The sequence below is a fragment of the Desulfobacula phenolica genome (genome assembly GCF_900105645.1).
Taxonomy (GTDB): Bacteria; Desulfobacterota; Desulfobacteria; order Desulfobacterales; family Desulfobacteraceae; genus Desulfobacula; species Desulfobacula toluolica.
This window is the reverse complement of sequence record NZ_FNLL01000011.1, coordinates 111,445-126,098: the sequence shown is the minus strand read 5'-3', so window position 1 is coordinate 126,098 and position 14,654 is coordinate 111,445. Positions and strand designations below refer to the sequence as shown.

Sequence of the window (14,654 nt, the reverse complement as noted above, 5' to 3'; positions counted from 1 at the left end):
TTTTTAAATTCCTTTTTGGGTTTCAAAAAATCCTTTAAACACTTTGCATTTTCTGCATTCTTCCATTTTGTCTTCCCATGAATTGTGTGCTTCACCACTGCATTTGGTTCCATTGATGAACCAACACATATCACCGGCTTTAAATTCCCATGCCGGGCATTTTTTAAGGGTTTTATCGGGACATTTCAGTATTTCCCAGCATTTGTCCGAAGAATTCCCATTGTTCAGTATTATTCGGGAAAGCAGGAAAAGCAGTTGCCGTTCAACGTGGTGGGGGATTTTGCGCCATCCTTGTTCATAACTGTGAATTGCCTTGATGGAAACTCCAAGAAGCTGTGCCAGCTCTTTTTGTGTTTTTTTCAGTCTGGCTCTGATAGTTTTAAAATTATTGCTTTCCATTAATGGCTCTTTTTAAATTTAAAGGATTATTTGTGTTTATTGCTTATTTTTTCAAACATATACCACATAGTGGGAGCTGTCAATGGTGAAACCGCATATCCGGAGGATGGCTGTTATATGTTTGGATTTTTCAAGATTTTTATATAAAATGATGCTTGACCTTACATTTTCTTGTATTACTTTATGCAACAGATTATTAAAAATAATGAAAGGGGCGTCATGAAACTTGATAAATTAACTGTAAAATCACAGGAATTGTTGCAATCCGCCCATGAAATGGCGGAACGGTATGGTAACCAGGCCATTGAACCGGTTCATTTTTTAAAGGCCATGGTAGAGGATGATCAAGGGATTGTGTTGTCCATATTAAAAAAGATCGGTGTTCAGGTGGATGTCCTGAAAAGAAATATTCAGGCAGGTGTTGAAAAACTTGTCAAGGTGTCGGGTGCAGGCAATGTTTATTTTTCCCGGGAGGGTAAGGCAATACTGGATAAATCGTTTTCAGAAGCTGAAAAAATGAAGGATCAATATGTGAGCCTGGAGCATATTCTTTTGTCTCTTGCCACAATAAAAGGGACGGTATTTGATATTCTGAAAGAAAACGGGGTCACACGGGACGCCATTTTAACTGTATTAAGGGATATTCGTGGCAACCAGACCGTGACCGACCAGAATCCTGAAGAAAAATACCAGGCCCTTGAAAAATTCGGGCGGGATTTAACGGCCCTGGCCCGGGACGGAAAACTTGATCCGGTCATTGGAAGGGACGAGGAAATACGGCGTATCGTCCAGGTGCTGTCACGTCGGCGTAAAAACAATCCCGTGCTGATCGGTGAGCCAGGTGTCGGCAAAACCGCCATCGTGGAAGGCCTGGCCCAGAGAATTGTGGAAGGGGACGTGTCTGACACCTTGAAAGACAGGCGGGTGATTGCCCTTGACATGGGTGCATTGCTTGCCGGGGCCAAGTTCAGGGGGGAATTTGAAGAGCGGCTCAAGGCGGTATTAAAAGAGGTGGAAGCTGCAGAAGGTGAAGTGGTGTTGTTTATTGATGAACTGCACACCGTTGTCGGGGCAGGGGCTGCAGAAGGATCTGTGGATGCCTCCAATATGCTCAAGCCTGCCCTGGCCCGAGGCACCTTAAGATGTGTCGGTGCCACCACGCTGAACGAATATCGAAAGTACATTGAAAAAGATGCAGCTCTTGAACGCAGGTTTCAGCCGGTTTATGCCAAAGAACCCACGGTGGAGGATACCATTTCAATCTTAAGAGGATTAAAGGAAAAATATGAGGTCCACCATGGCATACGGATAAAGGATTCCGCCATTGTGGCGGCAGCCACCCTGTCCAACAGGTATATTGCAGACAGGTTTTTGCCGGACAAGGCAGTGGATTTGATTGACGAATGTGCCTCCCGTCTGAGGATAGAAATTGACTCCATGCCACGGGCCATTGATGAAATCCAGAGAAAAATTACCCAGGCTCAGATTGAACGGCAGGCCCTGATCAAGGAAAAAGACAAGGCATCTAAAGAGCGGCTTGAAAAACTTGAAATGGACATTGCCGTCATGAAAGAGGAAGTCGGTCCTTTAAGGCTGCACTGGGATAATGAAAAGCAGTTGATCCAGGATATCAGTGCTATCCGGGAGAATATGGACAGGTTCCAGACTCAGGCTCATGTGGCAGAGCGCAATGGAGACCTGGAAACGGTTGCCAAGATCAGGTACGGCACCATTGAACAGCTGCAACGTGATCTTGAGTCGAAAAAACATGCTCTCAACGACCTTCAGCAGGACAAGAGAATGCTCAAAGAGGATGTGGAAGAGTCGGATGTGGCCGAAGTGGTCTCCACCTGGACAGGCATTCCTGTGTCCAAAATGTTGAAAGGAGAGCAGGAAAAACTGGTCCAAATGGAAGGCTATATCAAAAAACGGGTCATAGGCCAGAAAAAAGCCATTGATGCGGTATCCAATGCGGTCAGGCGTGCCAGATCAGGGCTGCAGCCCGAAGACCGTCCAATCGGGACTTTTATTTTTATGGGGCCGACAGGGGTGGGAAAGACCGAGCTTGCCAAATCTCTGGCCGAGTTTATTTTTGACAGCGACCAGGCCATGGTGAGAGTGGACATGTCCGAATACATGGAAAAGCATTCCGTGGCAAGGCTGATCGGGGCACCTCCGGGATATGTGGGGTATGATGAAGGCGGGTATCTGACCGAAGCGGTCCGGCGTCGTCCCTATTCGGTGATCCTGTTTGACGAGATTGAAAAAGCTCATCAGGATGTGTTCAATGTGCTGCTCCAGGTTCTGGACGACGGCCGGATGACGGACGGACACGGCAGGACCGTGGATTTCCGGAACACTATTATCATCATGACGTCGAATGTGGGCTCGCGCTTCCTTCAGGAGGCGGGTATCAGCGGTCTTGACGAGAACAAAACGCAGCAGAGCATCGCCCATGCCTTAAAAGAGGTGTTCAGGCCGGAGTTTTTGAACCGGATCGATGAGATCATCACCTTCCATGCCTTGACAATGGAGGATATCAAGCAGATTGCCGCCATACAGATCGAAAAACTCAATGGTCGGCTGAAATCGCGCAACCTTGCAATCAGTCTGGATGACGGTGCCATGGCGCTTCTGGCTCAAAAGGGGTATGATCCCACCTTTGGTGCCAGGCCGCTAAAACGGGTGATCCAGCAGGAGATTGAAAATCCTTTGTCCATGGCGATCCTTAAAGGGGAATTTACAGAAGGGGATACAGTGAATTTTATTCAAAAAAACGGCGGACTGGTGTTGGATCTGGTGAGTTAAAACCTGCATTGCTCCACAGGCTTCTGATCCGTAAGTCAAAACTTTGAATCGCAATTTTTAAATAACTGCTGTGGGCAGACCGGGTATTTCATTCGGGTTTGCCCACAATAAATAATAAATGACCCTCATACCCATACAACAGCATATTGCCGATATCAAAAAAGCCCTTGAAACGTCAGGGCGGGCTGTGGTTCAAGCACCGCCCGGAGCAGGCAAAACCACTCATGTCCCCCTTGCCCTTCTGGATGAGCCATGGCTGAAAAATAAAAAAATTCTGCTCCTTGAGCCAAGACGTCTGGCAGCCAGATCCTGTGCCGCCTATATGGCTGATCGTCTGCACGAGAATGTGGGGCAAACCATTGGGTATCAGATTCGGCTGGACAGGAAAATCGGCCCGGATACCCGAATTGAAGTGGTTACCGAAGGTGTGTTTACCCGGCAAATTCAGGCGGACCCGTCCCTGGAAGAGGTGGGACTGGTGATATTTGATGAATTCCATGAAAGAAATATCCACAGTGATCTTGGGCTTGCCCTCTGCCTGGAGTCGGTTGAAGCCTTGCGGGATGATTTGCGCATTCTTGTCATGTCTGCCACAATGGATGTGGCGGCAGTGTCAACCATCATGGACGCTGCACCGGTGATTGTTTCACAAGGAAAAAGCTTTCCCGTAAAAACAACATATCTTCCTCCTTTAAACAAACAAAACAGAACTGTTCCCATTGAAACCACCTGCGCCTTGGCCATAGGGCGTGCGATGTCAAAAAATTCCGGGGATATATTGGTTTTTTTGCCCGGTGTCGGGGAAATCAAGCGGGTGGCGTCACTTCTTGAGGATACCCTGGATTCAGGGACTCATGTTTTTCCATTATACGGCAATTTATCTCAAGAAGAGCAGGCCATGGTTTTTTGGCCATTAACATCAGGCAAACGAAAAATTGTACTGGCCACATCTATTGCCGAAACCTCCATCACCATTGAAGGCATTTGTATTGTCATTGATTCGGGACTTATGCGGGTGCAAAGGTTCTCCCCCCAAACAGGGATGAGCCGTCTTGTGACAATACCGGTTTCAAAAGCCTCTGCCGACCAGAGAAGGGGGAGGGCAGGCAGGACCGCACCTGGAAAGTGTTACCGGTTGTGGTCTGAGCATGACCATCAATTGCTTAAAGCCTTTACAAAACCTGAAATTTTAAGTGTTGATCTGACCGGATTTGCTTTGGAACTGGCCGCCTGGGGGGTGTCAGAGCCCGGACAATTAAAATGGCTTGACCAGCCTGAAAAAGCTTCTTTTGACCAGGCAAAAAATCTGCTTAAAATTCTGGGGGCCATTGATGAAAAAGGACAAATCACACCCCATGGAAAAAAAATAGTGGCCGCCGGCCTGCATCCACGGCTTGCCCATATGATCATCAAAGCAGATGAAAAAGGTCAGGGCCTCCTGGCCTGCAGGATAGCTGCATTTCTCAATGAGCGGGATTTTATCCGGTTTGATCAAAACGCAGTTGATCCGGACATCCGCCTTCGCCTGGAATTGATTGAAGCAATAATCAACAAACAAAAGATCCTGCAACAAGGAATCAAGACAAATAAAAGGATCATTCACAGGATCATCAAATCCGAAAAAAATACGGCAAAAAAGTTAGGGATCAAACTTAAGAAAACAGACCCGGAAATGGCAGGAAGGCTACTTGCCCATGCCTATCCTGATCGGATTGCCCAAAAAAGAAACAACCGGGACAACACGTTTTTAACGGCATCTGGAAAAGGCACATTTTTTACTCAAACAAACACGGTCTCCATCAATGAATATATTGTTGCCCTTCATCTTGACGGTAATCCCAGGAATGCAAAAATTTTTCTTGCAGCACCCTATTCCAAAAAGGAGCTTGAGCTGGATTTCAGCAAGGATTTTAAAACCGGACAGATCATAAAATGGAATAAAAAAACCGGTATGATACAGGCAACAAAAGACACCTTTTTTGGTGCCCTGTTAATTGGGCAACAGGCCATATCTGACATTGATCATGAGAAAGCCTGTGACATCCTGATTCGGGAGATAAAAAAAACAGGACTTGCCCTGCTGCCCTGGACCAAACGCTTAATAAGCCTGAAGCAGCGCGGGATTTTTCTTAAACATACCGGTCGGTTTGCTGATCTGCCGGATATGTCGGATACAGCTCTTGAAAAACAGATGGAAACATGGCTTAAACCTTTTCTTACAGGAATTTTTTCTTTAAAACAGCTTGAAAAAATTGATCTTGAATCTGCATTTTTATCCCGCCTGACCTGGAAGCAGCAGCAGGCCATAGAAAAAAATGCGCCAACACATATCACGGTTCCCAGCGGGTCTAAAAAACCATTAACCTACTGTCGTGAAAACGGTTTTCTTAACGCGACAATCCTTGATGCACCGATTCTTGAAGTCCGGCTTCAGGAAATGTTTGGCCTGACCGAAACGCCGAAAATCGCAGGTCATGCCATTCCGGTTGCCCTTCATCTATTGTCCCCTGCCGGACGACCTGTCCAGATCACAACGGATCTTAAAAGCTTCTGGAAAAACACCTATAAAGATGTAAAAAAAGACCTGATGGGACGGTATCCGAAACATTTCTGGCCCGAAGATCCCCTTTGTGCCATGCCGACCAATCGAGTAAAACCAAAGAAACGGTCATAAAAAGAACCGGGCATAATTTGATTCTCTCCTTGCGCTCATCTTCCAAACAGGCTAATAATAACACAAAAATCGGGCATAAAAGGATTGATGAAAGCCTGTCTTTTTAAGATTGGAAAATAAATTTTAACGAATGGAAAGATATTGTTTTATGGATATTAAATTTTGCACTGCCTGCGGCTCTCCCACTGAATTGAAAATTCCGGTTGATGATGATCATGCCCGGTCCGTGTGTACCAACTGCGGCCTGGTTCATTATAACAATCCCAAAGTGGTGGTGGGATGCATCCCTGAGTTTAACGGACAGGTGTTGCTGTGCAAAAGAAATATTGAACCCAGAAAAGGCAAATGGACACTTCCGGCCGGGTATCTTGAAAACGGGGAGTCGGTTCAGGACGGTGCCCTGCGCGAAACCCTCGAGGAAACAAGGGCAAAGGTCAGTATCATAGACGCCTACCGCCTGTTTAATATTGTTTTTGTTGATCAAATCTATTTCATGTTCAGGGCAAATCTGATGTCTGATGAATTCGGCCCCACAAATGAAAGCATTGATGTCCGGTTGTTTGACGAAAACGATATCCCGTGGGACGATATTGCCTTTGAAGTAATCAAACAAACCTTGGAACATTATTTCCAAGACAGAAAAAAAGGGAATTTCCCCTTTAAAATTTTTGATCTTCGTTGATTTAAAAAACTCTGTTTATCGAGTGATGCTGACGTGCAAAATTATTGCAAGAGTTTAATTTATTTTCATATTTCCTTGACAAAAAGCATGTTTTTGTTTTACTTTTAAAACCAATTGCTAATATAAAATATTCGCGAAAAAATACACAAGCACGATTACAATTCGGCGAACCAAAGAAAAAAAATGCAGATTTAATGCAGATTTATTGATTGCTTTGATAAGGACTACAGATTTAATCAATTCTTAAATTGAGGCGTTAAACGGTTTGATGACCGGTCTTAATCCGAGCAGTTTTAGATGGATTAAATTTTGGATCCTGAGCGCATGGTTTTAAACCGTATCAATCTGAAAAGCGGAAAACCTCATATGAATCGTACCAAGGAATTACCAAAATTTTTTTGGGAAAAACTTAACTTCATTTTTTTAATAGTGTTCATAATGAATTTTTGCTTTTATTTCAATTGTCTGTCAGCTTCTGAACTTGATCTAATACACTTAAGTCTTGAGGAACTGATGAATATTAAAGTAACGTCTGTGAGTAAAAAAAGCCAGCATCTTTCAGAAAGTGCGGCCGCTATTTTCGTTATCACGGGTGACGATTTAAAACGTTCCGGGGTCACGAATATTCCGGATGCTTTACGAATGGTTCCAGGTGTTACGGTTGCCCGCATTGATTCAAATAAATGGGCTGTAAACGTCAGGGGATTTAACAGCCGGTTTGCTGCGCAATTACTGGTACTCATTGATGGTAGAAGCGTTTATACGCCGACATATTCAGGTGTTTACTGGGAGGTCAACGATATTTTATTGGAAGATGTTGACCGCATTGAGGTGATTCGCGGACCCGGGGCGACCCTCTGGGGTGCCAATGCCGTGAACGGTGTCATCAACATTATCACCAAGCACACAAAGGAGACCCACGGGGGACTTGTAAGTGCCGGCAACGGTAATGTGGAAAAAAACATGGCCTCTGCCAGGTATGGCAATTGTTTTGGAGAAGATTCCCATTGGCGGATCTATACCAAACACCAAGAACGGGATGAATTCAAATATCTGACAGGAGGCAAGGCCGATGACAACTGGAAAATAACCCAATTTGGTTTCAGGATGGATTCAACCCTTACCCCCAAGGACAACCTTACCGTTCAAGGCGATATTTACGAGGGAGATATCAATCAGGAGCTTAACCTGGTCGACAAGAAAAACTTTCCATACATGGGTGTGTTTCCAGTTGAAACTTCCGTGTCTGGAAAAAATCTTCTGACCCGATGGCAGCACACGTTATCCTCAAGTTCAGATTTTTCCCTGCAGGTATACTATGACACCACCAAACGCATTGAAGACATTATCGACGAAAAACGGGACAATTTTGATATGGATTTCCAACACCGCTTTGCTGCTGGAACCCGTCATGACATCGTATGGGGTGTAAGATACCGATATACTGATGACGATTATGCCAATTCAATCATTTCTGACATAGACCCGACCAGCCGGCAGGACAATCTTTACAGTGCCTTTGTCCAGGATGAAATATCTTTTTTACGGGACCGGGTCCGCCTGACCATTGGTTCAAAATTTGAACATAATGATTACAGCGGTTACGAGGTGCAGCCCAGTGCCAGACTAATGTGGGCAGCAAATTCCAGGCACAAAATCTGGGGAGCCGTTTCCAAAGCCGTTCGAACCCCCTCCAGGGCGGAATTCGATGGCAAATTGTCCTATGTTGCCACACCTGTTTCAGTTGCGTTTCCTCCGTCTTTTGTTCCGAAAGTTGTTCCTTTGGTGATTGATATGAAGGGAAATGAACATTTTGACGCTGAAGAATTGATGGCCTATGAACTGGGCTACCGCTTCATACCAACCCACAAATTTTCAGTGGACCTGACCTTTTTCTATAATGATTATGAGAACCTCAGAATGTTTGAAAACGGGGAGACTGTTTCTACAGGAACAGCCATTATCATGGAAAGTAACCTTGTAAACGGTTACAGCGAAACCTCCTGTGGCGGGGGGGTCGCAATAATTTTCAAGCCTTCTGATTTTTTTAAATGCAATCTTGCTTACAGTTTTATTAATACCGATAATAACGGGATTTGGGGATTCCCCCGGCACCAGGTATCTGCCCGGGGACAGTTTAATCTTACCAAAACCCTTGAACTGGATGCCTGGCTCCGATATGTGGATGACACATCTGCCTCTTATATTTTTACGGATAATTTTCAGTATGATATTGATGATTATCTGACAATGGATTTAAGACTGGGGTGGAAAATCACCCCGCAACTTGAACTGTCTCTGGTTGGTCAAAATCTGCTGGATAAAACCCATATGGAATTTGTACAGGAAGCCTTTAGCCGGGCCACTGAGGTGGAACGCAGTTTTTATGGTAAATTGACCTATCAATTTTAGGAATTATCCATGACACTTCTGCACAATTTTGTAATTTATGTGTTAAAAAAGATGATTATTTCTTTGATTGTTCTATTAATCATCTATGTTCATGCAGAGAAAACAGTCATGGCCGATGAAATAGACGAGTATGCAGTCAAAGCAGCATTTACATTTAATTTTACCAGTTTTATCCAATGGCCTGAAACCTCATTTGCCGGCAATACTGCCCCCCCATACAGGATCGGCTTTATGGGAGACATCTTGGTTGCAAAACGGTTTAATGCTCTTAACAAAAAAAATAACGGGGCAAGAACAATTCATGTTCGTCGTTTGTCCACGGCAGAAGACTGCTGTGAATTTGATATTGTTTTTATCAGCCGGGATATCGATCGCAAAATTTTAGAAAAACTCCTGTTAAAACTAAAGGGAAAACCTGTTTTAACCATAGGAGAAACAAAGGAATTTATAAAACTTGGCGGCGTGATAAATTTTTTTTCAAAAAATGACCGCCTGCAATTTGAAATCAACCCTGGCGCGGCAAAAAAACAGGGACTTAAACTGAGTTCCCGTTTATTAAACCTTGCTGTTATTGTGGGAGAACAAAAATGAAAACCGGTTCAAAATTATCCATACAAAATTTTTCAATCCGGATCAAACTCATATGCCTTCTGGGAGTTACAGCCTTACTGACATTATTCATGGTTTCTACAGCGCTGATTATTAATGAAAAATACAATACCAGGAAAACACTTGTCGGAGAACTGCAATCCATGGCGGATTTTGTTGCGTTGAACAGCGGCCCTGCACTGGTGTTTGATGATGAGCAGGCTGCTCTGGAAAATCTGGCTTCCCTGGCGGCCAAACCGGAAATTATTGTTGCCGTTTTGTATGATAAAACCGGAAGCATTTATAGCAAATACAGCCGGAAATCCATTGATGCAGAAACCATTATTTCCGAATTTAGAAAAGTTTACCCCAGTCCTAAAGACACCCTGAATCAATTAAAAGACCAGGGAATACTGAGCTTTTTATTAAAGGATCATATCCATTTGATACGACCGGTGATTGTGAAAGGAAGCTTTTTGGGAGGAATACATCTGATTGATAATATGCAGCAGGTCAAAAAACGGTTAAATGCCTATTATCTGGTCGTGGGCGGTATTGTCTTCATCACATTGATTGTGGTGTTGCTTTTATCTGCCAGAATGCAGTCTTTTATTACAGGGCCGATGTTTGAGGTTATTGATTCCATGCATAAAGTATCGGAACAAAAAAACTATCAGGTTCGCGTCAAAAAGCAACGCAAAGATGAATTCGGGCTATTGGTGGACCATTTCAATGAAATGATTGAAGAAATTCAAGCCAGGGATGAAGAGCTGAAAAAATACAGTTCAGGTCTTGAAAAAATGGTTGAGCTGAGGACAGAAGATCTTTCTCAGGCAAAAAAAGATCTTGAAATCATGGTAAAGAACCTTGAAAAAGCCAAAGAACAGGCAGAAGAAGTCAGCAGAGTCAAATCTCAATTTTTGGCCAATATGAGCCATGAAATAAGAACCCCCATGAATGGTGTTCTGGGAATGACAGAGCTTTTGCTTACCACAAGGCTGTCTGAAAATCAGCATCGATATGCTGAAACCATCCAGAACTCAGGCGAATCACTCTTGGAAATCATCAATGATATTCTTGATTTTTCTAAAATAGAAGCTGGAAAACTTGAACTGGAGATGATTGATTTTAATTTGGAGCAGCTGATTGAAGATGTTTCCCAGCTTCTTGCATCCCAGGCCCACAGTAAAAGATTGGAACTGATTGTGGCTATTAAACGGGGAACCCGCATATGTCTGAAGGGAGATCCCACAAGGCTCAGGCAGGTTCTGACAAATCTGATCGGGAATGCAATTAAGTTTACGGAAAAAGGGGAAATTGTTATCAAGGTCTCCACAACCAGGAAGGATAACAACAGGGTTAATCTGAATATCTCCATCAAGGATACAGGCGTGGGGATCAATCCCCAGGATCGCGTAAGGCTTTTTAAAGCGTTTTCCCAGCTTGACGGTTCCACAACACGGAAATACGGCGGAACAGGGCTTGGACTGACAATTTCCAGGGAGCTTGTATCTTTAATGGGCGGGGTGTTAAAGTGTGACAGCAGTCCGGGCAGAGGAAGTGAATTCTTTTTTACATTGCCCATGAGAAAAAACCGTGAAAACCCTCAAAAAACAGGCTTGATAAATAACGATACATTAAAAGGACTGAAAGTCCTTATTATAGATGACAACCCCACCAATCTGGAAATACTTGAAGGACAGATTGCCTGTTTTTGTATGAAATCCGATTCCAGCCTCAGGGGAGCCGAAGGCTTGAAAAAGCTGCAAATTGCACAACAGGAAAATGTTCCATTTGATTTAGTCCTTCTGGACATGAATATGCCGGATATGGACGGTTTTGAGGTGATCAGGAGAATAAAGGCGGCCCCGGATTTGAAAAAGCCCTCAATCATTATGCTCACGTCTGTATGGATAAGCGGCGAGGACCAAAAGGCAATGCATTCAGGCGTTGATGCGTATTTGACAAAACCGGTCAGACAATCGGATTTACAAAATTCGCTGTTAAAAGTCTTGAGTCAAACATTAAAGGGCGAACGGTTTCAGGCGGTCACCCGGCAACCTTCTGAAAAGGAAATAAAACCGTTCGATCTCCATATCCTTGTGGCAGAAGACAATTTGACAAACCAGGAAGTTACCATGGGAATGTTAAGAAAATTCGGCTGCCGGGTTAGTCTTGCCGTCAACGGCAGTCAAGCGGTTGAAATATTTTTGAAAGAATTGCCGGATCTTGTTTTAATGGATTGTCAAATGCCTGAAATGGATGGTTATCAGGCTGCCGGAGAAATACGGAAGCATGAAAAAGCATTAAACATAAGAACACCCATCGTGGCATTGACAGCTCATGCACTGGAAGGGGACAGAGAAAAATGCCTGGCTGCCGGCATGGACGATTATTTAAGCAAACCCTTTAAGTCGGAAATGTTGCAGTTTATTATTAACCGCTGGTCTGTTTCAGGAAAAGACCGGGAATTACAACAGGAAATCAACCCAAAAAAACATGGCTCAAATATTCTCCATGAATGCCCGGAAAATAATAATTCTACTGATAATCCTCAATCTTCAACCGTGATTGATCCCAATGCAATTCAAATAATCAAGGATCTTCAGATGGAAGGAGAACCAAGCATTTTACCCCGCGTGATTAACACATATATAGAAAGTACGGAATCCAAAATATCTGACCTGAAATGCAAAATATCAAAAGTCACTGTCAAGGATCTACAAATTTTAGCACACAATCTTAAATCATCAAGTGCTAATATGGGAGCAATGCGGTTGTCTGAAATAAGTAAAGAACTTGAAATGAGTTGCCGGAACAATGCCATAGAGAATGCCCAGCCTTGTATTGATGAGATTGAGTCTGAATTTATTAAAGTCAAATCCGCTTTAGAGATGGAGATCAGGCGATTATGATTAATACAGACGAAAAAAGAAAAAAACCGTTGGCATTGGTCGTGGATGATGAGCCTTCTTTAAGGCTCCTTATCATGGCAGCATTGAAAAAATTCGGATTTGATGCCATTGAAGCCAAAAACGGCAGGCAGGGAGTCGAACTGTTTAAATCTGAAAAACCGGATATTATTCTGATGGATGTGATGATGCCGGATATGGATGGGTTTGATGCGTGTAAAATGATCCGGCAATCCCCTGACGGAAACTATGCCCAAATCCTTATGGTAACCGGCCTTGAAGATACTGAATCAACGAAAAAGGCTTTTGATGTCGGTGCCAACGGCTTTGTAACCAAACCGTTAAATCTGGTCATGCTGGGCCAGCGGGTCAAATACATGCTGCGTGCAGGTCATGCATTCAGGGAAATAGATATCAGCAGAAGCCGTCTTGCAAAAACCCAGGAACTTGCCAAAATCGGAACCTGGCAGTTTGATCTGGTGACCAATGAATTTCATTGTTCTCTGGAAGCTTGTCAATTGCTGGGATTGAATAATAACAACAAAAAAGTTACATTTAATGATTTTTTAAGTCCGATTATTAATGAGGACAAAGACCTTGTAGAAGAAACACTTGAGAAAGCATTCAAGACAAAAAATCCATCCAATCAGAATTATCGAATTCATTCCGTGAACGGGTCATACAAGCATATATTGAATAAATCAGAGGTGATTTTTGATGAACAGACCCAATCTATTTTGATGCTTGGCATTGTTCAGGATGTAACCCAGTTGAAAAAAGCAGAAGAGGAAATACGGCTTCTCGCTTTTTATGACAGCTTGACCGGCCTTGCAAATCGTATGCTTTTCATGGACCGCCTGGACCATACCATAATGTATTCCATTCGGGAAAAAAAACATTTTGCATTGCTGTTTCTTGATCTGGATAATTTTAAACGTGTTAATGATACCTTAGGCCATCATATCGGTGACATGCTGCTTAAAAAAGTGGCTGAAACCATAAAAAATTCGATAAGGAACAGTGATTCTGCAACAAGAATCGACAAACAGGCCAGACAAAATGATTTGTTGATCGCCCGGCTTGGAGGCGATGAATTTACCATTTTGATAGCTGATCTTAAAGATCCGGAATATGCAGCACTGATTGCCAACAGGCTGCTCAAGGCAATTCCGGCTGTTCACATTTTTGAAGGCAATGAAGTATCCATAACCACAAGCATCGGGATCAGTGTCTTTCCCGAGGATGGCAACAGGGCTGATATTCTTTTAAAAAATGCCGACACCGCAATGTATCACGCAAAGAATCAAGGACGAAACACCTATCAATATTTTATGAATTCCATGAACAAGGCTGCGATTGAGCGGTTTGCCATAGACAGGGACATCAAAAAAGCGCTTAAAAACAAAGAGTTCTTTTTGTACTATCAACCTCAACTGGATCTATCGAACCGAAAAATAGTTGGTGCGGAAGCGTTGATTAGATGGAAACACCCTCTTAAAGGAATAATTTCGCCGGATAAATTCATACCCATTGCAGAAGAATCCGAAGTTATTATTCAAATCAACAAATGGGTTCTTTTTACGGCATGCTATCAGGTTGAAAAATGGATCAAACAGGGGTTTAGACCCATCAGGATTGCAGTAAACCTGTCAGGTTACAAGCTGGCCAAGCAAAAAATAATTGAGACCATTAACAATGTCCTTCAAAACATATCTTTTGGTGCCCAAAATATTGAGATAGAAATCACTGAAAATATTCTCATGCAGGATAATGAAGAAACAATATCCACGCTGAAAAAAATCAAGGACATGAATCTGAAAATCGCATTGGATGACTTTGGTACAGGGTATTCATCATTAAATTATTTGATGTCTTTTCCTGTGGATACCATAAAAATTGACCGGTCGTTTGTCATGAACTGCACCTCAAAAAACAAGAATCTTGTGATTATCAAGGCAATCATTGCAATGGGACACAGTCTGGGTAAAAAAATTGTTGCAGAAGGAATTGAAACCGAAGAACAATATCATTTGATGAAAAAAATAGGCTGCGACGAAGCACAAGGATACTATTTCAAGAGGCCTGTTTCCAAAGATGAATTCACAAAACTTCTTGCCATAGGTTCTCTTTAAACCTCTTTTTTAAATAAGTATTCGTTAAAATATCGAACTGGTCAAAG

Annotated in this window: 8 protein-coding genes; 7 read left to right on the top strand and 1 reads right to left on the bottom strand. The window is 43.1% G+C overall.

All coding sequences use genetic code 11. The annotated features are described in order from the left end of the window. Positions 1 to 3: 3 nt before the first annotated feature. A complete protein-coding gene (locus tag BLT94_RS17205) occupies positions 4 to 399 on the bottom strand; it encodes a helix-turn-helix domain-containing protein (RefSeq protein ID WP_014955793.1) in 396 nt (131 codons plus the stop codon). 219 nt (positions 400 to 618) lie between these two features. Here BLT94_RS17205 and clpB point away from each other — a divergent pair, with 219 nt between their 5' ends. From clpB to BLT94_RS17170, 7 genes are all read left to right on the top strand, one after another. Further along, positions 619 to 3,207, top strand: coding sequence for an ATP-dependent chaperone ClpB (gene clpB, locus BLT94_RS17200; protein ID WP_092236821.1), 2,589 nt, complete (start codon positions 619 to 621; stop codon positions 3,205 to 3,207). Between the two features lie 118 nt (positions 3,208 to 3,325). After that, positions 3,326 to 5,881: an ATP-dependent helicase HrpB gene (gene hrpB, locus BLT94_RS17195; RefSeq protein ID WP_092236820.1), complete on the top strand. Its 2,556-nt coding sequence runs from the start codon at positions 3,326 to 3,328 to the stop codon at positions 5,879 to 5,881. Positions 5,882 to 6,029: 148 nt separating this feature from the next. Next, positions 6,030 to 6,563: an NUDIX hydrolase gene (locus BLT94_RS17190; protein ID WP_175530396.1), complete on the top strand. Its 534-nt coding sequence runs from the start codon at positions 6,030 to 6,032 to the stop codon at positions 6,561 to 6,563. A gap of 513 nt (positions 6,564 to 7,076) precedes the next feature. Then, the gene (locus BLT94_RS17185; protein WP_245743163.1) at positions 7,077 to 8,975 is read left to right on the top strand and encodes a TonB-dependent receptor plug domain-containing protein; all 1,899 of its coding nucleotides are present in this window, start codon (positions 7,077 to 7,079) and stop codon (positions 8,973 to 8,975) included. A gap of 9 nt (positions 8,976 to 8,984) precedes the next feature. After that, positions 8,985 to 9,566, top strand: coding sequence for a YfiR family protein (locus tag BLT94_RS17180; RefSeq protein WP_092236815.1), 582 nt, complete (start codon positions 8,985 to 8,987; stop codon positions 9,564 to 9,566). Next, positions 9,563 to 12,478 carry a response regulator gene (locus BLT94_RS17175; RefSeq protein WP_092236812.1) on the top strand — a complete coding sequence of 972 codons (2,916 nt, stop codon included), beginning with the start codon at positions 9,563 to 9,565 and terminating at the stop codon, positions 12,476 to 12,478. Before BLT94_RS17180 ends, BLT94_RS17175 begins: the two co-directional genes overlap by 4 nt. Then, positions 12,475 to 14,607: an EAL domain-containing protein gene (locus tag BLT94_RS17170; RefSeq protein ID WP_092236809.1), complete on the top strand. Its 2,133-nt coding sequence runs from the start codon at positions 12,475 to 12,477 to the stop codon at positions 14,605 to 14,607. The genes BLT94_RS17175 and BLT94_RS17170 overlap by 4 nt, the downstream gene beginning before the upstream one ends. The last annotated feature ends 47 nt before the right edge of the window (positions 14,608 to 14,654 follow it).